Source organism: Stenotrophomonas sp. ZAC14D2_NAIMI4_7 (assembly GCF_003086675.1).
Classification (GTDB): Bacteria; Pseudomonadota; Gammaproteobacteria; order Xanthomonadales; family Xanthomonadaceae; genus Stenotrophomonas.
Genome location: NZ_CP025995.1, coordinates 4290999 through 4314743 on the forward strand (window position 1 = coordinate 4290999; position 23745 = coordinate 4314743).

General features: G+C 68.8%; 19 protein-coding genes. 2 read left to right on the forward strand and 17 right to left on the reverse strand.

Translation table 11 applies throughout. The annotated features are described in order from the left end of the window. The first annotated feature begins 240 nt into the window (after positions 1–240). Complete coding sequence (locus C1922_RS19560) at positions 241–672, forward strand: hypothetical protein (protein WP_108751305.1); 432 nt, start codon at positions 241–243, stop codon at positions 670–672. 42 nt (positions 673–714) lie between these two features. Here the strand turns inward: C1922_RS19560 and C1922_RS19565 are convergent, their stop codons facing one another. From C1922_RS19565 to mgtE, 3 genes are all read right to left on the reverse strand, one after another. Continuing rightward, on the reverse strand, positions 715–1422 hold the full coding sequence (locus C1922_RS19565) for an alpha/beta hydrolase (protein WP_108751306.1): 708 nt from the start codon (positions 1420–1422) through the stop codon (positions 715–717). Positions 1423–1568: 146 nt separating this feature from the next. After that, positions 1569–4289, reverse strand: coding sequence for a bifunctional acetate--CoA ligase family protein/GNAT family N-acetyltransferase (locus C1922_RS19570; protein ID WP_108751307.1), 2721 nt, complete (start codon positions 4287–4289; stop codon positions 1569–1571). 323 nt (positions 4290–4612) lie between these two features. After that, positions 4613–5983: a magnesium transporter gene (gene mgtE, locus C1922_RS19575; protein ID WP_108751308.1), complete on the reverse strand. Its 1371-nt coding sequence runs from the start codon at positions 5981–5983 to the stop codon at positions 4613–4615. 346 nt (positions 5984–6329) lie between these two features. Between mgtE and C1922_RS19585 the strand changes: the two genes are divergently transcribed. Beyond that, a complete protein-coding gene (locus tag C1922_RS19585; RefSeq protein ID WP_108751309.1) occupies positions 6330–8105 on the forward strand; it encodes a monovalent cation:proton antiporter-2 (CPA2) family protein in 1776 nt (591 codons plus the stop codon). Between the two features lie 84 nt (positions 8106–8189). On the opposite strand, the gene C1922_RS19590 is transcribed toward C1922_RS19585, so the two are convergent. The 14 genes from C1922_RS19590 to C1922_RS19655 form a co-directional block, all read right to left on the reverse strand. Then, positions 8190–11528, reverse strand: a complete 3339-nt coding sequence (locus C1922_RS19590) for an ankyrin repeat domain-containing protein (RefSeq protein WP_108751310.1) — start codon at positions 11526–11528, stop codon at positions 8190–8192. Then, complete coding sequence (locus tag C1922_RS19595) at positions 11521–11781, reverse strand: YcgL domain-containing protein (protein ID WP_108751311.1); 261 nt, start codon at positions 11779–11781, stop codon at positions 11521–11523. Before C1922_RS19595 ends, C1922_RS19590 begins: the two co-directional genes overlap by 8 nt. Positions 11782–11941: 160 nt before the next feature. Continuing rightward, positions 11942–12382, reverse strand: coding sequence for an excinuclease ATPase subunit (locus C1922_RS19600; protein ID WP_108751312.1), 441 nt, complete (start codon positions 12380–12382; stop codon positions 11942–11944). A gap of 36 nt (positions 12383–12418) precedes the next feature. Next, positions 12419–13657, reverse strand: a complete 1239-nt coding sequence (locus C1922_RS19605) for a beta-ketoacyl-ACP synthase (RefSeq protein ID WP_108751313.1) — start codon at positions 13655–13657, stop codon at positions 12419–12421. Beyond that, positions 13657–14388, reverse strand: coding sequence for a 3-ketoacyl-ACP reductase FabG2 (locus tag C1922_RS19610; RefSeq protein WP_108751314.1), 732 nt, complete (start codon positions 14386–14388; stop codon positions 13657–13659). Before C1922_RS19610 ends, C1922_RS19605 begins: the two co-directional genes overlap by 1 nt. Continuing rightward, positions 14385–14792, reverse strand: coding sequence for a hypothetical protein (locus C1922_RS19615; RefSeq protein WP_108751662.1), 408 nt, complete (start codon positions 14790–14792; stop codon positions 14385–14387). Before C1922_RS19615 ends, C1922_RS19610 begins: the two co-directional genes overlap by 4 nt. Before the next feature lie 47 nt (positions 14793–14839). Further along, on the reverse strand, positions 14840–16024 hold the full coding sequence (locus tag C1922_RS19620) for a beta-ketoacyl-[acyl-carrier-protein] synthase family protein (protein WP_108751315.1): 1185 nt from the start codon (positions 16022–16024) through the stop codon (positions 14840–14842). After that, positions 16021–16578, reverse strand: a complete 558-nt coding sequence (locus C1922_RS19625) for a DUF3261 domain-containing protein (protein ID WP_108751316.1) — start codon at positions 16576–16578, stop codon at positions 16021–16023. Before C1922_RS19625 ends, C1922_RS19620 begins: the two co-directional genes overlap by 4 nt. Beyond that, on the reverse strand, positions 16566–17816 hold the full coding sequence (locus C1922_RS19630) for an NAD(P)/FAD-dependent oxidoreductase (protein WP_108751317.1): 1251 nt from the start codon (positions 17814–17816) through the stop codon (positions 16566–16568). The genes C1922_RS19625 and C1922_RS19630 overlap by 13 nt, the downstream gene beginning before the upstream one ends. A gap of 56 nt (positions 17817–17872) precedes the next feature. Further along, positions 17873–20227 (reverse strand): MMPL family transporter, encoded by a 2355-nt coding sequence (locus C1922_RS19635; RefSeq protein ID WP_199912204.1) that lies wholly within the window; start codon positions 20225–20227, stop codon positions 17873–17875. Further along, positions 20220–20849 carry an outer membrane lipoprotein carrier protein LolA gene (locus C1922_RS19640; RefSeq protein ID WP_108751319.1) on the reverse strand — a complete coding sequence of 210 codons (630 nt, stop codon included), beginning with the start codon at positions 20847–20849 and terminating at the stop codon, positions 20220–20222. Before C1922_RS19640 ends, C1922_RS19635 begins: the two co-directional genes overlap by 8 nt. Further along, positions 20846–21277, reverse strand: a complete 432-nt coding sequence (locus C1922_RS19645) for an acyl-CoA thioesterase (RefSeq protein ID WP_108751320.1) — start codon at positions 21275–21277, stop codon at positions 20846–20848. Before C1922_RS19645 ends, C1922_RS19640 begins: the two co-directional genes overlap by 4 nt. Then, entirely contained in the window at positions 21264–22814 is a 1551-nt protein-coding gene (locus C1922_RS19650; protein ID WP_108751321.1) for an aromatic amino acid ammonia-lyase, read from the reverse strand. Before C1922_RS19650 ends, C1922_RS19645 begins: the two co-directional genes overlap by 14 nt. After that, a complete protein-coding gene (locus C1922_RS19655) occupies positions 22804–23745 on the reverse strand; it encodes an acyltransferase (RefSeq protein ID WP_108751322.1) in 942 nt (313 codons plus the stop codon). Before C1922_RS19655 ends, C1922_RS19650 begins: the two co-directional genes overlap by 11 nt.

The window sequence follows — 23745 nt, forward strand, 5'->3', positions numbered from 1 at the left end:
CCGCACTGGATTGATCCCGACTGCGGTCAGGGACTGGAATTGGTAGCTGCCGACCTTGGTCGGCACTGGCCGTTGGTCGGTCGATGAAACTGCGTGCCGACCAAGGTCGGCACCTACCCGAAGCGGTGCATCGTGGGTGGTGCAAAGCGCGCTTATGTCGCCAGGACCCCGGCGAGGTGATAATTGGCCGGTCGCCCCAGGGGCCAGACGCGACTGAAAAATAGCGGAGAACGCTTTCCAATGAATCCAATCAAGTCATCTCAATTTCTCGACATCTTGATTGAGAACGCTCTACGTATTCTGGCCGCTGGGTTTGGCGTGAACTCCGCGGAGGCGTCGTTTTTCGAGGTCGTTCGAATCTTGAGAGAAGAGCCCGGCTTGAGAGGTGTGTTTGTTTCAAAGGTTCGTTCTGCCCTGTCTCTCCGCTCTCCGGACCGGCTGGATTCTGGCAGCCTGCCGATCGAGCTGATCGAACTCGTCGCACATGAAATGCGTTGGCCCGAATTGCTGCAGATTGCAGACGACCGAATGCAGAGCTTCTTCAGCGGGGATCGCGCGTTGGCCGTGAATGATATCGCGTCCCGCATTCCCGCAGCCTTCCGCGACGACTGGGAAGATCGCGAGTTTTATCGGCACTACGGGGCTGGTGGGCAGGATTTCCCCTTGAGCTGAAACAGCGTGCCGACCAAGGTCGGCACCTACCCAGAGCGGGGTTCAGCCCCTGCTCTGCAGCAACCAGCCGCGCATTGCCGCACTCACTTCGTCCGGCTTTTCCATCGGTGCCAGGTGCCCGCAATCAGGCACCACCACCAGCTGCGACTGTGGCACCAGCGCGTGCATTTCCTCGCTTACCGCCAACGGCGTGATGCGGTCGTTGGCCCCGCAGACGATCAGCAGCGGATCGCGGTAGGCGGCCAGCACGTCATGGCCATCACGGCGTTCCAGCCCGCTCTGGCGCAGGAATACCTCAGCGCCCAGGCGTGCGGTCATGTCACGCACGCGCTGTACCAGCACGTAGTCATCCAACCGCGAGGCATCGATGTAGCTGCGCATCAGCGCATCGCCAAAGCCATGGAACTTGCCCGGCAGGCGCACGCTGGCGCGCTGGCTGCGGCGCTGCTCGGCGCGCTCCGGCGAATCGGCATGGATCGAGGTATCGACCAGCGCCAGCCGCAGCACGCGCTCGGGCGCGATGCGCAGGATCTGCTGGGCGACGAAGCCGCCCAGGGAGAAACCGGCCAACGCGAAGCGCTCGGGCGCCTGCGCCAGCACGTCCTCGGCCACCGCCTGCAGGGTTTCACCACGGGTCTGGTCGCCCACCGTGCAGTCGGCGATGTCGGCCAGGTCGGCCAGCTGCGCGCGCCACAGCTCGGCATCGTTGAGCAGGCCGGGCAGCAGCAGAAGGGGAATGCGTTCGGTCATGGGGGTATTGTCGCGCCGGCGGGGCGACGTGGCCATGCCGGAACGGGCGATTGCACGGTAGAGTCGAGCTTGCTCGACTGCTGTGCGCAAAGCAGTCGAGCAAGCTCGACTCTACGAAGATCCAGAGCAGCCGAGCTTGCTCGACGCTACGGCGGTGCTGCCGCGATCTCAACCTGCTGCACCGGCAGGGTCACCACCATCACAGTGGGGTCGTCGGGGTCCAGCTTCGCCTTGAAGCCCAGGCTCTGGCACATTGCCAGCATGGTGCTGTTTTCGCGCAGCACCTGCCCTTCCACCACGTCCAGTCCCAGCCACTTGGCGTATTCGATCATGATCGCCATCAGGCGCCAGCCAATGCCGTGGCCCTTCAGATCCGAGCGGATCAGGATGCCGTACTCGCCGCGATGGTAATCGGCATCGGCATGCAGGCGCACCGCGCCCAGCATGTCGCCGCTGCGCGGGTCGATGGCCACCAGCGCGATCGAGCGCGCGTAGTCGAGCTGGGTCAGGCGCGCGATGAATTCGTGGCTGAAGTGCTTCACCGACTGGAAGAAACGCAGGCGCAGGTCTTCGTCGCTGACCCGGGCGAAGAACGCGCGGAACAGCGCTTCGTCTTCCGGCCGTACCGGGCGCACGAAGGCGCGGCCACCATCGGACAGATCGATGGTGCGTTCCCACTCCTTCGGGTACGGGAATACCGAGAAGCGCGGATGGCCACGGCCCTTGTGCAGGATGCGCGAGGGTGCGATGGCCACGCGCGCATCGAGGGCGAGGATGCCCTTGCTGTCCACCAGCAAGGGGTTGATGTCCAGCGTGCGCACTTCGGGAATGTCGGCGGCCAGTTGTGCCAGCTTTACCAGGGCCAGCGCCAGCGCGCGTTCGTCGGCCGCGGGCACATCGCCATAGGCTTTCAGGATGCGCGAGGCGCGGGTCTGGCCGATCAGTTCGTGCGCCAGGCGCAGATCCAGCGGTGGCAGCGCCAGCGCCTTGTCGTTGATCACTTCCACCGCCGTGCCACCGCGACCGACCACGATCACCGGCCCGAAGGTTGCATCATCGGCAATGCCGACGATGATCTCGCGCGCCTTCGGCCGCACGATGGTGGGCTGCACCAGCAGACCGTCAATGCGCGCATCGGGGCGCAGCTGGCGCGCGCGGGCAAGAATCGCGTTGGCCGCGCTCTGCACCGCCGGCAGCGTGGCCAGGTTCAGGCGCACGCCATCCACTTCCGATTTGTGCGGGATATCCGGCGACAGAATCTTCAATGCGACCGTGGCGCCGCGTTCCAGCAGCGGCTGGGCCAGATCCATCGCCTCGTGCGCATCGCGCGCATGCATTACCGGCGCCGACGGAATGCCGTAGGCCTTCAGCAGTTCATGGGTGGCCAGCGGATCGAGCCACTGCTGGCCGTTGCCCAATGCAGATTCGACCAGGGTGCGCGCCCGCGCGGTGTCCACGCTGAAATCCTGCGGCAAGCTGGGGGGCGTTTCCATCAGCGCGTTCTGCGCTTCGCGGTAGCGCACCAGATGCTGGAAACCACGCACGGCTTCGGCTTCGGTCGGATAGGTCGGCACGCGCGCGGCGTTGAGCGTGGCGGTGGCCTGGTCATCGTTGCCCAGCCACACGGCGAACACCGGCTTGTCGCGGTGGTGGCGCGGGCGCAGGCCCAGGGTGCGGGTCAGCGCCTGCGCCGCATCGGCCGACGAGGTGAACGCGGTGGGCACGTTGACCACCATCACCGCATCGTTTTCGCTGTCGGCCAGCAGCGCCTCGATGGCGGCGGCGTAGCGGTCACCGTCGGCGTCCACCACGATGTCCACCGGGTTGCTGCGCGACCAGCCCTGCGGCAGCACCTTGTCCAACGTTTCGACCGTGCTGTCGGACAGCTGTGCCAGGGTGCCGCGCAGGGCGACCAGCTGGTCCACGGCCAACCGGCCGACGCCGCCACCGTTGCTGAGCACGGCCAAACGACGGCCCGGGAAGGTGCCCAGGCGGCCGAGGGTTTCGGCGGCGGTGAACAGCTCGTCCAGCGCACTGACGCGCAGCAGCCCGGCGCGGTTGAAGGCGGCGCCGTAGACATCATCGGCGCGTGCCAGCGCCTGCACGTGGGTATCGGCGCTGCCGGGCTGCACGCGCTCGGCGCGGCCGGACTTCACCACCACCACCGGCTTGGCACGCGCAGCGGCACGCGCGGCCGACATGAACTTGCGCGCGTCCTTGATGTGTTCGACGTACAGCAGGATGGCGCGGGTGCGATAGTCGGTGGCGAAGTAATCGAGCAGGTCACCGAAGTCGACGTCCAGGGTGTCGCCGAGCGATACCACGGCGGAGAAGCCGACCGAACGTGCCACGCCCCACTCCACCAGCGCCGCGGCAATCGCCGAAGATTCGGAAATCAACGCGAGGTCGCCGGCCTGCGGGAAATGCGCGGCGATGCTGGCATTGAGCCGCGCGTGCGGCGCGATCACGCCCAGGCAGTGCGGGCCGAGGATGCGCAGGCCGCGCTTGCGCGCCACCGTTTCCACCTGTTCGGACAGCGAGCCCGGGCCTTCGCCCAGGTGCGCGGTGAGGATGATGGCCGCCTGCACGCCGCGTTCGGCGGCGGTACGCACCACCTGCGGCACGATGGCCGCTGGCGCGGTGATCACCACCAGGTCGGGTACCCAGTCCAGGTCCTTCAGCCGCTTCACCGTGCGGATGCCATCGATCTCGGCATGGCGCGGGTTGATCCACGCCACTTTGCCGGGGAAGCCGGTGCCACGCAGGTTGCGCATCACCGCGCGGCCGGCCGAGCGTTCGCGCGGGCTGCCGCCGATCACCGCAACCGACTGCGGGCGGAACACGGACTGCAGGTGGTAGGTACTCATGCGCCTACGGTACCCAAATTCCGTGGTGAAGGGGTCGGATCCCTTTCCGCGGGAAAGGGCTCTGACCCCGGCGTGACCGTTGCGTGCCCACCAAGGTGGGCACCTGCCAGAGCACGCGGCGCGCGTTGGCGAAAGGGGTCGGATCCCTTTCCGCAGGAAACGGCTCTGACCCCGGCGTGACCGTTGCGTGCCCACCAAGGTGGGCACCTGCCAGAGCACGCGGCGCGCGTTGGTGAGGGGGTCGGATCCCTTTCCGCAGGAAAGGGCCCTGACCCCGGGCGTGACCGTTGCGTGCCCACCAAGGTGGGCACCTACCAGAGCAGTTACAGCAGGGTGCCGTGCAGGATCATCGCGGCGATGCTGAAGTAGATGACCAGGCCGGTTACATCCACCAGCGTGGCCACGAACGGGGCCGAGGCGCTGGCCGGGTCGAAGCCCAGGCGCTTGAGGATGAAGGGCAGCATGGAGCCGGACAGCGAACCGAAGGTGACGATGCCCACCAGCGCCGCACCAATGGTGATGGCCAGCAGCACCCAGTGCTCGCCGTAGTCGTGCAGGCCGCCCAGCTGCCAGATGACGATGCGCACGATGGCCAGGCAGCCCAGGATCGCGCCCAGCACCATGCCGGTGGGCACTTCGCGCAGGGCCACCTTCCACCAGTCGCGCAGGCGCAGTTCGCGCAGGGCCAGGCTGCGGATCAGCAGCGAGGTGGCCTGGGAACCGGAATTGCCACCGGAACTCATGATGAGCGGAATGAACAGGGTCAGCACCACGGCCCGTGCCAGTTCATCCTCGTAATGCTGCATGGCGCTGGCGGTCAGCATTTCGCCCAGGAACAGCACGCTGAGCCAGCCGGCGCGCTTGCGCAGCATCTCGAAGAAGCCGATCTGCATGTACGGCTTGTCCAGCGCTTCCATGCCGCCGAACTTGTGCGCGTCCTCGGTCGACTCTTCAATCAGGGCGTCCAGCACGTCATCGACGGTGACGATGCCCAGCAGGTGCTGCTGCGCATCGACCACCGGAATGGCCAGCAGGTCGTGGCGGCGGATCAGCCGTGCCACTTCTTCCTGGTCCAGCAGCGCATCGACGGTGACCGGCGGGTTGACCTGGGCCACGTCCAGGATCGATTCCTCCGGCAGGCCGGTGATCAGCCGGCGCATGGTCACCACCTGCTGCAGCTGCTGGCTGGCCGGGTCCAGCACATAGATGGCGTACACGGTTTCGCGGGTGCGCTCGACCTGGCGGATGTGCTGCAGGGTCTGGGCCACGGTCCAGCTGGCCGGCACCGCCACGAATTCGGTGGTCATCAGCGCACCGGCCGTGTTCGGCGGGTAGCTGAGCAGGGTCTGGATGGCCTGGCGGGCTTCGCTGCCCAGCAGCGGAATCAGCCGGGCGCGCTCGTCTTCGTCCAGCTCGTGCACGATGTCGGTGGCACGGTCGTCGGCCATCAGGCCCAGCAGCGCCGCTGCTCGCGCCGGCGGCAGTGCGGCCACCAGTTCACCGCTGCGGTGCAGTTCCGGTGCTTCCAGCATCTTCACCGCGCGCGGCAGCGGCAGTGCCGCCAGCGTGTCCGCGGCGCGCTCGAGTTCCAGGGTGTTGAGGAATTCCACCGCGTCGGCGGTGTTGTAGTCGGCCAGGGGGGCGGCCAGTGCGGCGGCATCGGCCACCGGACGCAGCAATTGCTTCTGGTTCATGGATCTGCCTTTCGTGGGTGCGACCTCGCGCAACGCCAACGCAGGCAGACCGTCCCGATGTCAGGCGGTTGCCATCGCTGGCGTCGAACGAGGTCGACTTCTACTGTCGCTGGACATGGGTTGGGGACTCCGGATGGGTGTACTGCCGCAAGACACCGGCAGCGGCGGGCAGTCTGGACCTGCCCACTGCCGCGGTCAACCCCGGTTCCGGCGCTGGCCGGTTGCCGGTTGCGGTGCCGTTGTCGTTCGTGCACGGGCAGGCGCGCATAATGCGCGCAGGGCACTCCACCGCCCTTCCCCCAACCGAACGGACGCGCCCCGGCCACTGCGATGACCAGGTATTCCCATGCATAGCGGTGGTCTGGAACTGGCACTGGTGCTGCTGCTGGCCGCGGTGATCGCCGTGCCGGTGTTCAAGAAGTTCGGCTTCGGCGCGGTGCTGGGCTACCTGGCCGCCGGCGTGGTGCTGGGCCCGGACGGGCTGGGCTTCGTGCAGGATGCCGACCGGATCCTGGGCGCGGCCGAGATCGGCGTGGTGATGCTGCTGTTCGTGATCGGGCTGGAACTATCGCCGTCGCGCCTGAAAGTGATGCGGCGCTCGGTCTTCGGTGCCGGTGCAGCGCAGGTGGCGGTGTCCGGCCTGCTGCTGGGCGGGCTGTTGCTGCTGGACCATTTCCAGTGGAAGAGCGCGCTGGTGGTGGGCATTGCGCTGGCCCTGTCGTCCACGGCGGTGGGCCTGCAGCTGCTTTCCGAACACAAGGCGCTGAACAGCGATCACGGGCGGCTGGGCTTTGCCATCCTGCTGTTCCAGGACCTGATCGCCATTCCGCTGCTGGCCGCCATTCCGCTGCTGGGCGGGGCGCGCAACCAGACCCTGCGCTGGGAAGACGCGGCGGTGGCGCTGGGCGCGCTGGCGGTGGTGATCCTGTGCGGGCGCCCGGTGCTGCGGCGGGTGTTCGGCGTCATCGCGCGCACGCGCAGCCCCGAAGTGTTCACCGCCACCGCCCTGTTGGTGGTACTGGGCACCGCCTGGTTCATGCAGGAAGCCGGGCTGAGCCCCAGCCTGGGCGCGTTCCTGGCGGGCGTGCTGCTGTCCGATTCGGAATTCCGCCATGAACTGGAAGCGCAGATCGAGCCGTTCAAGGGCCTGCTGCTGGGGCTGTTCTTCATTGCCGTGGGCATGGGCATCGACCTGGACCGCATTGCCGCCGAGCCTTGGCTGATCGCCACCGGCGTGGGCGCGCTGCTGCTGGTGAAGTTCAGCGTGCTGTATGCGATCGGCCGGGTCGCCCGGCTGACGTCGCGGCAGTCGCTGCTGCTGGGCAGTGTGCTGTGGCTGGGCGGCGAGTTCGCCTTCGTGGTGTTCAACGAAGCGCAGCGCGCGCACCTGCTGGGCAATGCCAACCACGACCGGCTGGTGGCGGTGGTCGGCCTGTCGATGGCCATCACCCCGCTGTTGATGATCGCGCTGCTGAAACTGCTGGGGCGCGAGCGCGCGGCGCCGCATGATGCCGCGCCGGCCGACAAGGTGGCGCCGGACAACCAGCCCAAGGTGCTGATTGCCGGCATGGGCCGCTTCGGCCAGGTGATCGCGCGCCTGCTGACCGCGCAGAAGGTGCCGTTCGTGGCGCTGGAAGCGAACCCGGACACCGTGGCCGACCTGCGCCGCTTCGGCAACCAGCTGTACTACGGCGACCCGACCCGGCCGGAAATGCTGCGCGCGGCTGGCGGCGAGCGCATCGATGTGTTCGTGATCACCGTGGACGACCCGGAAACCAACCTGCGCGCGGTGCGCATGGTCCGCCGCCTGTACCCGGAAGCGAAGGTGCTGGCGCGTGCGCGCAACCGCCAGCATGCGTGGCGCTTGATGGACATGTCGGCCGAGCCGTTCCGCGAAGTGTTCGGCACCAGCCTGGAAATGAGCGGCCGCGTGCTGACCGCGCTGGGCGTGGCGCCCGATGTGGCCGAGCGCCATGTGCAGCGGTTCCGCGAGCACGACGAACAGCTGCTGCGTGACCAGTACCTGGTGTACGACGATGAAGCGGCGGTGATCCAGACCTCGCGCGATGCCCGCAACGACCTGATGCACCTGTTCGAAGCCGACGCCGAGCGCGACAAGTAGATCCACGCCATGCGTGGATGAGCGTGCATGACGCCATGCAGGGGTCAGAGCCCTTTCCTGCGGAAAGGGATCCGACCCCGCACCTCAGCCGTTGTCGCGCAGGAAGCGGGCCATGGAGGACACGCCGGGGACGCGCGGCTCGAATTCGCCGGCCACGTCGATGAAGCCGCGCATGACCGCGATCTCGCGCGGGCTGCGGTTCAAGCTGTCGCGGGCTTCCGGGTCGGCGCCGGCGCGCAGCAGGCGCTGCACCAGCAGCGGCAGGCCGTGCAGGGCGGCCAGATGCAGCGGGCCGAAACCACGCGGATCGCGCACGTCCAGGCTCACCTCTTCATCCAGCAGGCGCTCCACGGCAGCCATCACCACCTGCTCGTCGCAGGCCGTACCCGGCTCGGCGCGCGCACCCAGCAGCAGCAGCAACGGCGTAACCGAACCGGCAGCGGCCTGGTCCGGCTCGGCACCGGCCAGCAGCAGCGTATCCAGCAGGGCCAACAGGCGCGAACGGTCGCGCGCACTGAAACCGTACAGCGCTGCGCAGTGCAGCGGCCCCAACTGCTGGGCATCGCCGGCATGCACGTCGGCGCCGGCGGTCAGCAGGCGCGCCACGATGTCCGGCAGACCCAGCGCCGAGGCCAGCATCAGCACGGTCACACCGCCGGGCAGGCGGTGTTCCAGCTGCGCACCGGCATCAAGCAGGGCCGACACGATATCGACCTGGCGCATGCTGACCGCCGCCGACAACGGCGTGGCACCACTGGCCGCGCCATGCTGCGGATCGGCGCCACGGGCCAGCAGCAGATCGACCACCGCCAGGTGGCCGCCACCGGCCGCGCGCAGCAGGGCCGTGCAGCCCTGCGCATCCACCGCATCGATGGCAAAGCCCAGATCGTTCAGACGGCGCACGGCGTCGACATCACCGGCCATGGCGGCGGCCGGCAGATCGCTCTCGCGCAGCGTGCGCCGCGGCAGCGGCCACACGCGCCAGTCCAGCCAATCGGCCAGGTCGCGACGGCCGATCGACAGCGCCACGCCCAACGGAGTCTGGCCGTCGGCAGCGCGCGCTTCGGGCGATGCACCGTGCTGCACCAGCAGCTTCAATGCGCCTTCGCGGGCCAGGGCGGTGGCCAGGTGCAGGGCGGTCATGCCGTGGCTGTCGCGCGCTTCGCGGTCCACGCCAGTGTTCAGCAGGGCCTGCTGCAGGCGCAGCCAGCCCAGGCGCACGGCCAACGACAACGGCGGATCACCGGCCGGCGAAGGCGCGAACGGATCGGCGCCGCGTTCCAGCAGTTCCAGCGACAGCTGTTCCAGGCCACGGGCGGCCTGGTCGTGCTGTGCGCAGGCGGCCAGGAAGCGCGCCAGGCCACCACGGCCGGCCGGTGACAGGCCACGCTGGAGCATTACCTGCAGCGCCGGCACGGCATCGATGCCACGCGCCAGCAGGGCGAACATCGGGGTGTCGGCGCAGGCGTCGCGCACGTAGGGGTCGGCGCCATGGCCCAGCAGCCAGTCCACCGCGCGCGGTTCCAGGGCCAGTTCCGGGTCCAGCAGCAGGCTGCCCAGTTCTTCAGGCTGGCACAGCCTGGCCAGGGCGGCCATGCCGTCGGTATTGCCGAAGCCCAGCGCTTCGCGCAGCAGGGTCAGCGGCGGGCGGTCCGGCAGCAGGCCGCTGGCGGTGGCGGCATCGCCACGTTCGGCCAGGCCATCGCTGACAGCGGCCGGCAGTGGGTAGCTGGGATCGAGCAGGGCCACGATCGCCCAGCGCCCGGCTTCGGCGGCGTAATCGACGGCGCGCCGGCCCAAGGGATCGCTGGCGTCGGCGGCAATGCCCAGGTCCACCAGGCGCTTGACCAGCAGCGGCGACACATCGTCGGCCATGGCGGCCAGCAGCACCGCGTTGCGGCCTTCGCCATCGACGGCGGTCAGGTCGGGCTTGTGCGGCAGCAGGTGTTCGATCACCGCCGCGCGGCCGGCACGGGCTGCTTCCAGCCACGGGGTGCGGCCCAGCGCGTCGCGGGCTTCCAGGTTGGCACCGGCGCCCAGCAACACGCCGATGATGTCCACGTGGCCGGCCAGCGCGGCGTCGTGCAGCGCACTGCGGCGCTGGCGATCACGCGCATCGGCACGGGCCTTGTGCTTCAGCAGCAGCTGCACGCCGGCCGGGTCATCGTCTTCGGTGGCCGCTGCGGCCAGCAGCACCGGGGTGCCCTCGGCCGGTTCGGTACGCGCGCCGCGCTCCAGCAGGAAGCGTGCAAGGCGCCAGTTGCCGACCTGGCAGGCCACCGCCAGCGGCGACCAGCCTTCATGGTTCAGCGCGTCCACCTCGGCGGCGGCGTCGCGCAGCAGCGCGGCCACGCCCGGGTCGGAACTGCGTGCGGCATGGTGCAGCGGGGTATTGCCATCGCTGTCGGTGGCGCGCGAGTCGGCACCGTTGGCCAGCAGGGTCATCACCGCTTCGGGGCGGCCATGCCAACTGTCACGGGTGGCGGCCAGCAAGGGGGTCATGCCGCGGTGCGGAGCGTTCACGTCGACGCCGCGGCCGATCAGTTCACGCAGCAGGCGCAGGTCCGGCAGTACCGCTGCCAGCACGGCCAGGCTGCGCTGGTCGCGCCAGGTCGAATCGGGCAGCGCGTGCGCGTCGGCACCGGCCTGCAGCAACTGCAGCGCGCGGTCGACACGGCCGTGGCGGGCCGCTTCGAACAGCGACGGGGTGAGTTCCTGCGGCGCCATGGCTTCCAGCGGGGTGCTGTCGGCCACGGCAGTGAACAGCGGTGCCGCGTCGTCGCCGGCGGTGTCCACCACACGACTGCGCAGTGCCACCAGCGGTGCCGGCTGCACCTTCTGCAGCAGCAGGTGCAGCGGCGGCGACAGCAGCAGCACGGCCAGCGCGGCCGGCCAGCGCGCGCCTTCGGGCAGCAGCTCGGGCCAGGCCGGCAACACCACCAGCGCAGCCAGCGCCACCACGATCGCGGCCACGCCCAGGCCACGCCAGGCGCTCAGGTCGCGACCGGCCAGTGCCTGCCAGTGCGGGCCCAGGCCACCATCCAGACGTTCGACATCATTCCACAGCGGCCAGGTACGCCAGGCCGCCAGCAACGCGGCGCTGACCAGCACGCTCAAGCCGAGCACGGCGGCCAGGCTGCCGCTGTCGCGCAGCGCCGCCAACGGCCAGGCCAACAGCAGGGCCAGCAGCAGCGGCGCGGCCAACCACAGCGCCAGCAGCGCCGGCACGTCCTGGCGCAGGGCCTGCTGCAGCGGCAGCAGCGCACGGCTGCGCCGCCACCACGACACGCCCAGCGCGAACGCCGGCTGCGCCAAGGCGGCAAGCAGCGCACCCGGCAGGCCACCCAGGGCCGAACCCAGCGCCAGCACGGCGCCCAGCCCGAAGGCCGCCGTCAGGGCGCGCGAACGGGACAGCTCAGTCATAGTGGCGCGGCATCAGGCTGGCCACCGACGGCGGCACCTGCAGGTAGAAACCACGTTCGGTCAGTTCGCTGCGGACCTTGGCCGGATCGGCCTGGGCCAGGCGGCGCGAGGCATCCAGCGCGACATCCAGCACGAAGGTGAGCGCGCCCAGCGACGCTGCCAGCGGCGCAGGCAGCGCACTGAAGTCATCACGACGGGCGAGATAGACGTAGGTGTCCGGCTTTTTTGGGCTTTTATAGACGTAGGCGTGCATGTCCGCGGGACGATAACCCGGGAAGAGCCATGATTGTGTCGGAAAGCCGGGGGCGGGGAAAGCCGTCACGCGACGATGGCGGCGCGATCGACGGCGTTTCCCCACCGGGGTTCAGCAATGTGGCGGTGGCGTTCAGCCAGCACCGGGCGCTGCGCGGGCCTTACTTGACCTTCGCGTAGGTGCCCTTCAGCGCCACGCCTGCCAGGATCGCGCCGGCATAGCATTCGTAGTTGGTGGCGCTCTTGAACTCGTTCTTCTTGTAGTAGCTGACGATGTCGACCACGGCGTTGGCGCCGCGCGACTTGGCGCCGTCCTGCAGCGCGCGCAGCGCCGACAGGGCCACCCAGCGGCAGGCTTCTTCGTCGCTCTTGTTGGCGGCGTTGGTCTTCTTGTTGGTCACGTCCTCGCCCAGGCGCTGCTGCACGCTGACCGGCTGGCCGGCCAGGTAGAAGCGGACGCTGCCATCGATGCCGGCATCTTTGGCGGCCTGCGAATTGACCAGGTCACGCAGGGACTGCTCGACGCGGGTATCACGGGCCGAGGCGGTGGAGGACAGGGCCAGCAGCGCGGTGGCGGCGGCGATCAGCAGGGTGCGGCGCATCGGAACATCTCCTTGTTGGGGTGCGGGTACAGCGGGTCACTCGCTCCAGCGGCGGAACACCAGCGAGGTGTTGATGCCGCCGAAGGCGAAATTGTTGCTCATTACGTATTCGGCCTGCAGTTCACGGCCCTGGCCGGTGATGAAATCGAGCTGGCCGCAGCGCGGATCGACCTCGCCCAGGTTCAGGGTGGGCGCGAACCAGCCGGCGCGCATCATCTCGATGCTCATCCAGGCTTCGAACGCGCCGCAGGCGCCCAGCATGTGGCCGACGTAGCTCTTCAGCGAACTGATCGGCACGGCGTTGCCGAATACCTGCGCGGTGGCCTGCGTTTCGGCGATGTCACCGTGGTCGGTGGCGGTGCCGTGGGCGTTCACGTAGTCGATCTGCGACGGCTCCAGGCCGGCGTCTTCCAGGGCCAGGCGCATGGCCTGGGCCATGGTGTCGGCGCTGGGCTGGGTGACGTGCTGGCCGTCGCTGTTGGTGCCGTAACCCACGATCTCGGCGAGGATGGTGGCGCCGCGCGCCTGCGCGTGCTCCAGGTCTTCCAGGATGAGCGTGCAGGCGCCCTCGCCCAGCACCAGGCCATCGCGGCCGGCATCGAACGGGCGCGGGGTCGTCTGCGGCGCGTCGTTGCGGGTGCTGGTGGCGAACAGGGTGTCGAACACTGCTGCGGCGGTGGCGTCCAGCTGTTCGGCACCGCCGGCCACCATCACCGTCTGCTTGCCGCTGCGGATCGCCTCGTAGCCAGCGCCCACGCCCTGGCTGCCCGATGTGCAGGCACTGGAGGTGGTGTAGACGCGGCCGGACAGGCCGAAGAACACGCCGATGTTGACCGGCGCGGTGTGGCTCATCATCTTCAGGTAGGTGGTGGCGCTGATGCCATCGGTGGTGAATTCGTGCAGCATGCGGCCGAATTCACCGGTGGCTTCATGGCTGCCTGACGACGACCCGTAGGCCACGCCGGCACGGCCGCTGCGCAGTACCGGGTGCTCGTACAGGCCGGCTTCGCGCAGTGCTACTTCGGTGGCGCGCACCGACATGATGGCGACCTTGCCCATCGAACGGGTGGTCTTGCGGTTGTAGTTCGGCGGCAGCTCGTAATCCTGCGCGGGCGCGGCCAGCTTGGTGTTCAGGCCGGCATAGACATCCCATTCGGGCATGCTGCGCACCGCATTGCGGCAGCTGCGCAGATGCGCCTGGATGGTCGGCCAGTCGTGGCCGAGCGGACTGATGGCGGCGGCACCGGTCACCACTACGCGACGATCGGCGGCCATCAGATCATGCCCCCGTTCACCGAAATGACCTGGCGGGTGATGTACCCGGCCGGCTCGGACAGCAGGAAGGCCACGGTGGCGGCCACTTCGTCCGGGCGGCCGACGCGGCCGGCGGGAATCAGCTTCAATGCGTGTTCGACCACTTCTTCATTCAGCATGTCGGTCTCGATCAGGCCCGGGGCCACGCAGTTCACGGTGATCTGGCGGCTGGCCAGTTCCAGCGCCAGTGCCTTGGTGGCACCGATGATGCCGGCCTTGGCCGCGCTGTAGTTGACCTGGCCACGGTTGCCGGCCACGCCGGACACCGACGACAGGGTGACGATGCGGCCCGGCTTGCGACGGCGCACCATCGGCATGATCAGCGGGTGCAGCACGTTGTAGAAACCGTCCAGGTTGGTGTGGATGACCTGGTCCCAATCGTCCTCGGACAGCGCCGGGAAGGCGCCATCACGGGCGATGCCGGCATTGCAGATTACGCCGTAGTACGCACCATGTGCTTCCACGTCGGCTTCCAGCGCCGCACGCGCGGCGGCGCGGTCGGCCACGTCGAAGGCCAGCACGCGGGCCTGTTGGCCAAGCGCCTGGATTTCCGCGGCCACGGCCTGCGCTTCCTCCACGCGGCTGCGGCAATGCACCACCACGTCGAAGCCATCGCGCGCGATACGCAGCGCGATGGCCCGGCCGATACCCCGGCTGGCGCCGGTTACCAGCACACTCCGATTCCCTGTCATGCCTGTCCACTCTCCAGATAGGCCATCGAGTCGGCCGGTTCGAACACCGACACGTTGGCAACCGCCCATTCTTCCTCGCCAACCAGAATGCGGCAGGCGAACATTCCCAGCCCATTGTCGCCCAACAGCTCGCAGTGCGCCTGTACGCGCAGGCAGGTGCCGCTGGGGAAGCTGCTGCGGTGGCTGCTGTAGCGGCGGCTGCCGAGCAGGAAGCCCAGCTGCGGGGGCCGCCCGGCGGTGCGTGCGCGGCACCCCGCCCATGCGGCAATGGCCTGGGCCATGTATTCGATGCCCACCCAGGCCGGAATGCCGCCGTCTTCGACGAACAAGCCCGCCTCTGGCACGACCAGTTCGGCCTCGAGGCCGTCATCATCCCAGCGCACGATGCGGTCCAGCAGGCACATGTCCTGGCGGTGCGGCACCACTTCTTCGATGGCGTACAACGGCCTGCTCACAGGCGCTCCAGCGCCAGCACGGCGTTGCTGCCACCGAAGGCGAACGAGTTGCTGAGGGCGCGCCACGGTGCCTGCGCCGTGCGCGTACCGGGTGCCACCAGCGGCAGCACCGGCAGCGCCGGGTCGGCCACGCCGTCCCACCAGTGCGGCGGCAACTGCTGTTGCGGGTTGTCGGCCAGCACGATCCAGCACAGCGCGGCTTCGATCGCGCCGGACGCGCCCAGCGTGTGCCCGGTCAGCGGCTTGGTGGAACTGGCCGGCACGGTGGTGCCCAGCACCTGCGCAACCGCCTGGCTTTCCATGGCGTCGTTGTGGCCGGTGGCGGTGCCGTGCAGGTTCACGTAGTCCACCTCCTGCGCGGCCCAGCCGGCGCGCTGCAAGGCCTGCTGCAGCGCGTCGATGGCACCCAGGCCCTGCGGATCGGGTGCGGACATGTGGTGCGCATCGGCCGATTCACCCCAGCCGGCCAGCCGCACGCCGCCCGGCTCGCGGGTCAGCAGGAACAGCGCGGCGCCTTCGCCGATGTTGATGCCACTGCGGTGCTGCGAGAACGGATTGCAGCGCTGCGGCGAGACCGACTCCAGCGCACTGAAACCGGCGACGGTGAAACGGCACAGCGAATCGGCACCGCCGGCGATGACGGCGTCGACAACGCCGGTGCGCAGCATGCGTGCGGCCGACATCAGCGCCTTGGCGCTGGACGAACAGGCCGTGGACAGCGTCCATGCCGGGCCCTGCGCGCCACTGCGCTGTCGCACGAACTGGGCGGCGGTACCCATTTCCTGCTGTGCGTAATCGAAACCTTCGGGCCAGTGGCCCTGCTCGGCGCGGGTGCGCAGCGCCTGTTCGGATTCACCGATGCCCGAGGTGCTGGTGCCCAGCACCACCGCCACGCGCGACGCGCCATGGCGGGCGATGGCCGCGGCAACCGACGGCGCGATCTGTGCCAGCGCCACGTCCAGAAGCGCGTTGTTGCGGCCACGCATGGCGACCGGCAGATCATCCAGCGCCGGCAGCGGCGTGTGCACTTCACCCAGCGCCAGGGTCTGCCCCGGCAGCAGGGTGTGGTTGTCGCTGAGCCCACCGGGGGCGTCGGCGAACAGCGCGGCGGCCACCTCGGCGCGGCCCGCGCCCAGCGCGCAGACCACGCCCAGGTCGTTCAGGAAAATCGGTGCGGTCATTCGTGCTGCCCGGCCATGTCGATCGATTCAATGCGCAGGGCGTAGCCCTCGGCGCGGTTGTCCAGTTCCACGCTGCCATCGGCGCGGCGCTGCAGCAGCAGCCATACCGTGCCGTCGCGTGAGAGCGTGCGCTGCTGGCCGTCATCGGCCACCTGCCAACCCGGCGGCAACGCCGCGGCAATCGCGGCGGTCGGCCAGAGCGCGAACTGCAGGTCGTCCAGCACGCGCTCGGCACGCACCTGCGGCGGCAACCACGGCGCGCGCTGCTGGGTCAGCTGCTGGCCATCCCACTGCAGGCGCACGCCGGTCTGGCCCATGGCCTGCACCGCCAACTGCACCTGCTGGGCATCTGCTTCCAGCAGCGCATCCAGGTCGCGCTCGTGGCTGCCGAAGCGGAAATGCAGCTGCTGCTGCAGCGCCAGCGGCGCCGGCAGACTGGCCGGCGGCAGGCGCAGCGGCGGCAGTTCGACCAGGGGCCGCGGCATGCGGCTGGCACAGGCGGCCAGCAGCACGCACAGCAGCACGGCCGTGAAACGGACGATCAGGCGCTGCACAGTTCCTCCAGTACACGCATGCGGCGGCCGCTGTCATCGGCCACGTACGGGTTCTTGGTATCCCACGCATAGCCGGCCAGGATGGAGCTGATCATGTCGCGCACGGCAGGCTGCTGGTCGGGGTGGTAGATGATCTTCTGGAAACCGCCCTGATACCAGGCTTCGACGAAACGGCGGAAGGTCTTCACGCCGGCGCGCAGCGGAATGGAGAACTCCGCTTCCCAATCCACGGTTTCACCGGCGTAGCGGCGCTTCAGGCATTCGCTGGCCAGCTGCGCCGACTTGAAGGCGATGGTGACGCCGGAGGAGAACACCGGATCGAGGAACTCGCCGGCATTGCCCAGCAGTGCGTAACCCGGGCCCCACAGCGAGCTGACATTGGCCGAATAGCCGGTGATGCGGCGCACCGGCAGCACCGCCCATTCGGCGTTGGCCAGCAGGCGGGTCAGGTTCGGGTCTTCGCCCACGATGGCCTGCAGCTTCTGCAGATCGTCGCCTTCATAGCGTTCGAAGAACGACGGTTCGGCCACCACGCCCAGCGAGCAGCAGCCGTTGGAGAATGGAATGGTCCAGTACCAGACGTCGATGTGCTCGGGGTGGGTGGTGATCAGGATCTTGTTGCGATCGAAATCGGCTTCGGCCGGAATGTTGTCGCGCACGTGGCAGAAGATCGCGCCGCGCACCGGGAAGTTCGACGGCGATTCCAGGTCCAGCAGGCGCGGCAGCAGGCGCGCGAAACCGGAGGCATCGAGGATGAAGTCGGCCTGGATGCGGTACTCGCTGCCGTCGGGACGGCGCACGCTGACCACCGGCTGTTCGCCCGGCTCGACCGCCAGCACTTCATCGCCGAAGCGCAGCGTGGTGCCCATGCGCTCGGCGCCACGCGCCAGCACGTTGTCGAAGTCGGCACGCTGCACCTGGTAGGTGGTGCCCCAGCCCGGCGAGAACTTCTGGCGGAAATCGAAGGCGGTACGCGCTTCGCCGTGCACGAAGGCCGCGCCGTTCTTGTACTGGAAGCCCGCTTCCACCACGTCCTGCAGCAGGCCGGCCGCTTCGATGTATTCCATGCTCTGCGGCAGCAGGCTTTCACCGATGGAGAAGCGCGGGAACTGCTGGCGCTCCAGCATCAGCACCTGGCGCCCCTGCTGGCGCAGCATCGCGGCGGCCACCGAACCGGCGGGACCGGCACCGATGATCAGGATTTCAGTACGTTCGACAGCATCCACAGCAGTGTTCATCGGGGCGTCCTTGTTGCTCGATCAGGTGGAAAGAAGGGAAAACGGCGGTGCCGGCGTCAGGCCGGCGGCAGGTCGTGCGGCGGTGGCCGGAACAGCGGCGAGATCAGCCAGACCAGACCGATGCCGAACAGCAGGGTGAGACCAAACGCGCGCAGCGCCGGGGTCTGCGACAGGCCCAGCAGGCCGAACGACAGCCAGGTGCTGGCCGCGCCCACGCACACCGCCAGCCAGGCACTGGCATCGCCGCGGTGCTCGATCAGGAAGATGCCGTAGTCGATGCCCATGCCCAGCAGCAGCATCAGCGCCAGCACGTTGAACAGCTGCAGCGGCTGCCCGAACAGGCCCAGCAGACCCAGGGTGAGCGCACCGGCAATCAGGGTGGGTGCGAACACCCGCCACGCCTGGCGGCGGTAGCGCAGCCACAGCGCACCGAACACCAGCGCGATGCCGACCAGCAGCAGGCCGCCCATCAGCTTGCGGTAGTGGCCCAGCAGCTTGGAGAAATCGGCGGTGCGATCGACCCAGCGCACGCCGGGCAGGCCTTCGGCCGCGCCCTGCAGGGTAGCCAGTGCATCGGCCCGCGACAGGTCATCGACCATCACCACGCTGACCTGCTGCCCGCCCACGCTGCCCACCCACAGGTGGCGGAACGGCTTGGATGCCGGCGAGGCCAGGAACGCCTGCGCGGTAAGCGGACCGGCAGCGAAATCCGGGCGCGGCAGCGCTTCGCCCACCGCTTCGCCCACCGCAGACAACACGCCCGGTTCGACCTTCGCGGTCAGCGCGGCATCGGCCTGCTGGCGCGCCGGCGAGGGCAGCCAATCGCTGATCGCACGGTAGCCACCAATGCGCTTGTCGCTGGCCAGCACGCGCAGGCGCTCGGTCAGCGCTTCTTCGCGCTGCAGCAGCTGTGCGTCATCGTCGCCCTGCACCAGGTAGAACTGCGCCGGGCTGGGCATGCCCAGCAGCTGGCTCAGGCGGATCTGTTCGGCCATCAGCGCCGGCGGCGATGACTGCAGGCTGCGCAGATCATCGTTGCTCTGCAGGCGCGCGATGCCGATGGCCGACAGCGCCAGTGCGGCGACGATGAACACCGTGACCGGGCGGGTGCCGTGCAGGCGCGGGAAGCGCTCCAGGGTATTGCCCAGCCACTGCGAGAAACGGGTCTGGCGGATGTCACCGCCGTCCAGCCACGGGAACCAGAAGATCACCGTCAGGAACGCGGCCGCCAGGCCCACCACCGAGAACAGCGCCATCTGCCGCAGGCCGGGGAACGGGGCCAGGCCCAGGGCCAGGTAGGCCAGCGCGCTGGTCAGCAGGGCCAGCCACAAGCCAGGCAGCAGGTGCCGCAGCAGCTTCCAGCGGCGGTCCGCCGGTTCGGCCTGGCGCGAGGCAAACCAGTGGATGCCGTAGTCCTCGGCCACGCCCACCAGCGATGCACCGAACACCAGGGTCAGTACGTGCACCTTGCCAAACACCAGCACGGTGACCGCCAGCGCCACGCCACAGCCGATCAGCAGCGATGCGGCCACCAGCAGGATCGGGCGCAGCGAACGGAACGCCAGCCAGACCAGCAGCAGCACGGCAGCCAGCGAGCCCCAGCCGATGGTGTTGATTTCCTGGTTGGCCTGCACGGCCGCCGCTTCGGCATGCAGGGGTACGCCGGCATGCAGGATCTCCAGATCCGGCGCGGCGGCCTTGGCGGCCTGCCCGGCACGTTCCAGCAGGCCATCGATATGGCGTTCGCCATCGAGCTGGAACGCCGAACCCGGCGTATCGAACTGCAGCGCGGCCCAGTGCTTGCCCTCGGCTTCGAGCAGGCCATCATCGCCCAGGCGCAGGCCGGAGCCCTGGGCCTGCTGCTGCCACCATTGCGGCCACAGCGACAGCGGGTCCTGCCGCCAATCGGTCAACCGCGGTGCGCCCATCGGGCCATACAACGCGCCCAAGGCCTGTTCGGCCAGCGCACCCGGTTCGGCCTGCTGCAACTGTTCGCGCTGGCCTGGGGTCAGCAGGCGGTCGCGGTACGGCGCGTAGAACGCACGCGCTTCATCGAACCAGCCTTCGATCGAGCCACTGGGGACCAGCAGCCCGCTGTCGGCATCGCTGGCCATCGCCTTGGCGAAGGCGGCCTGCGCGCGCTTGGCGGCGGCGCCACCGGTACTGCCCAGCAGCACCACCACCTGGCGCGAGCTGCCATCGGCAATGCGCCGGGTCACATCGCTCAACAGGCGATCGTGTGCATCCTGCGGCAACAGCGCCAGGATGTCGGTGTCGATCCGCGACTGTTCGCTCCACAGCCGCCACTGCTGCACGCCCAGCACCAGCAGCACCAGCAGCCAGGCAATGCCCAGCCAGTGCCACCAGCGGCGCAGGCGGTCCGCTCCGTTCGCGCTACCCAGATCAGTCAAAGCGGCGCGCCTCGTCGGCATTCAGCGTGGCCGGTGCTTCGCTCAGCGCGCTGAACTGGATCTGCGTGCGGTCCTTGTTGGCCTCCACGATCTGCACCTGGCGCACGTAGCGGTCGCCCTGCAGGGTCAGCGATTCGAAGGCCTTGGCCAGCATCGCCGACTTCGGGGTCAGCTTCAGCGTCCAGCCCTGCCCTTCGCGGCTGGCCTGCACGTTGAACTGGCTGGACAGCGCCTGCACGTCACCGCTCATCAGCGCGAACATGATCGCGTTCACCGAGCGCATGGCCGGCTGCTGCCGCGCATCCAGTTCGACCCGGGTGCTGCCGTCGCGCTGGCGGCTGAGGATGCGGTCGGCGGTGACCACCACTTCCGAGGGGAAGGGCTTGAGCGTGGTCCAGATGACGCCGTGCTGGCGCGCGACCACGAACTGGCCCTGCGAACGCAGCGGGTTCTTGAAGCCGCTGACCTGCTTTTCCTGGGTGAACTGGCCACGCAGCACGTCCGGCCGCGCCACCGCCTGGGTGATCGCATCCACTGCCGGGTCGGCGGCCTGGGCCAGCGGCGCAGCGGCCAGCAGCAGCGCGCACAGCAGCGCGCGCGGAACGGTGAACAGGGTCTTCATGGTGCAGGCACTCCCAGGCGCTGCCACAGCACCGGCGGGCACTGGTACAGCATTTCCTTGCTGGCCGCGTCCACCGCGACCTGGATGGTCATTGCACGGGTCAAGCGCTGGCCGCTGCCCGCATCGAAGATTTCGTACTCGATCTTCAGCCGGTTCTCCCATTCCACGATGCGCGCCACGATGCGCAGCGGCTGGTTGAACAACAGCGGGCGCACGTACTTCACCCGCGCATCGACCACCGGCCACAGGTAGCCCGACTCGAGCATCTGCGGGTAGTCGTAGTCATAGCGGCCGAGCAGCGCGCAGCGCGCGATCTCGAAGTACTTGAAGTAGTTGCCGTGCCAGACCACGTTCATCGGATCGCAGTCATGGAAGGCGGGGGTCAAGGTGATTTCCCCGACCAGTTCCGTGTGTTCATTCACCGGCATACAGTTCCCAGCGTTGCGCGCGGATCTCCACCAGCAGTTCCCGCAGTTCGCGATCCAGCGCGCGGTCTTCTTCGACCAGGGCGATGCGCTGCCCCAGGTCGGCGTACATGTCGGCCAGACTGCCATGCAGCTGCGCGTTCAGGCCAACCCGTTCGCGCAGGGCCAGGCCCTGGCGGGCGGCGATCAGCATGGCCGCCGCCACCTGCTCGGTCAGTTCGATCACGCGCAGGCAGTCGCGCGCGGCGATGGTGCCCATGCTGACCTTGTCCTGGTTGTGGCATTCGGTGGAACGCGAGAACACGCTGGCCGGCATGGTCTGCTTCAGGGCCTCGGCGGTCCACGCCGACACGCTGATCTGCAGCGCCTTCAGGCCATGGTTGATGGCCGCGCGCGGGCCGGTGGCCGCCGACAGGTTGGCCGGCAGGCCATGGTTGTAGCGGGCGTCGACCACCAGCGCCAGCTGCCGGTCCAGCAGGTCGGCCACGTTGGCCACGGTGTTCTTCAGCGTATCCATCGCCAGCGCGATGTGGCCGCCGTAGAAATGACCGCCATGCAGGATGCGCTCGCCGTCGGCATCGATCAGCGGGTTGTCGTTGGCGCTGTTCAGTTCGGTTTCGATCAGCTGGCGCAGGAACGGCAGGCTGTCTTCCAGCACACCGATCACGTGCGGCGCGCAGCGCAGCGAGTAACGGTCCTGCAGGCGCTGTTCGTTGCGCGGCGGGCGCTCGCTGTGCAGGTCGCTGCGCAGGCGCGCGGCAATGCGGCCCTGGCCGGGATGCGGCTTGGCGGCGAACAGGGTTTCATCGAAGTGGTGCGCGTTGCCGTCGCTGGACAACACGCTGAACGCGGTCAGGCGCGTGGCCATGCGGGCCAGGTAGTCGGCGCGATGCCAGGCCAGGCAGGCCAGACCGGTCATCACCGCGGTGCCGTTCATGATCGCCAGGCCTTCCTTCGGGCGCAGCTTCAGCGGGGTCATGCCGATCTTCGCCAGCACCGGACCGGCCGCCTGTACCTGGCCTTCGAACAGCACCTCGCGCTCGCCACACAGCACGGCGGCCACGTAGGACAGCGGGGTCAGGTCACCACTGGCGCCGACCGAACCTTCGGCCGGGATCAGCGGCAGTACGTCGTGCTGCAGCAGGGTGGCCAGGCCTTCCAGCAGCGGCACGCTGACGCCGGACATGCCGCGCACCAGCGAGGCCAGGCGCGCAGCCAGCACGGCACGCGTTTCCGCCGGGTCCAGGTAACGGCCCAGGCCACAGCCGTGGTAGGTGTACAGGTGGTGCGGCAGTTCGGCCACCAGCGCCGGCGGAATATTCACCGTGCACGAATCACCGTAGCCGGTGGTCACGCCATAGATCACCCCATCCTCGCGCAGCAGGCGGTCGAGGAAATCGGCACCGCGCTGGATGTGCGCGCGGAAAGCCGGCGCTTCGCTCAGGGCGGCCTCGCACTGGCGCTGGGCCAGCGCCACCACGTCTTCAATGGTCAGCGGTGCATCACCGAAACGGCATACGGGTACGGCGTCAGTCGTCATGGGGGGCCTGATCCCAGAAGGGGAAGAAATTGAACCAGTCCAGCGGGGACTGGATGACCTGGAGTTCCAGCCAGCGCGCGAAGCGCTGCGCCTGTTCGGCCAGGGCGGCATCACGCGAACCGCGCGGCAGCACCACGCGTTCGGCGAACTGTTCGAACGCCACGCGATAGCCATCGCCATCGTGCAGGCAGGACATGGTGTACACCGGGCAGGCCAGCGCAGAGGCCAGCACGTAGGCACCGATCGGGAACGGCGCGCGGTGGCCCAGGAAATCGGCCATCACGCTGCGCCCGCCCTGCACCGGCACGCGGTCGCCGACGATGGCCACAAAGCCACCGGAAGCGACCTTGTCGGCCAGCATCATCGCCGTGGCCGGGCCCATTTCGGTCACCTGCACCAGCTCCACCGCGGCCAGCGGGTCCAGCCGCTGCAGCAGGCGGTTGAAGCGCTGCGCATGGGCAGTGTGCACCAGCACGGTAATGCGGAAGCCGGGCACCTGTTCGGCCAGCACCTGGCACAGTTCCAGGCAGCCGATATGCGCGGTCAGGATCAGGCCGCCTTCGCGGCGCGCGATCTTGCCCAGCACCAGGTCGCGCTGCAGGTGGATGCGTTCGGGCGGGTAGCGCCCGCCCAGGCCCAGCAGTTTGTCCAGCAGGGTATCGGCGAAGCTGAAGAAGTGGCGCAGGCTGTCGCGCCAGGTGGGCGCATGGCCCAGTGCACCACTGTGCGCCTGCAGCCGCTGCAGGTACTGCATCGACGCCTGGCGGCCAACACGGTTGCCCAGCCAGTGGCAGGCCACCACCGGCCACACGCACAGGTGGAACGGCCAGCGCCCGAACCAGCGGTGCACCCAGCACAGGAACAGCACACCGGCCACCGAGGTGGATTCACCGATGTCGGCCCAATGCGGTGCGTCCTGCGTGCGCGCCAT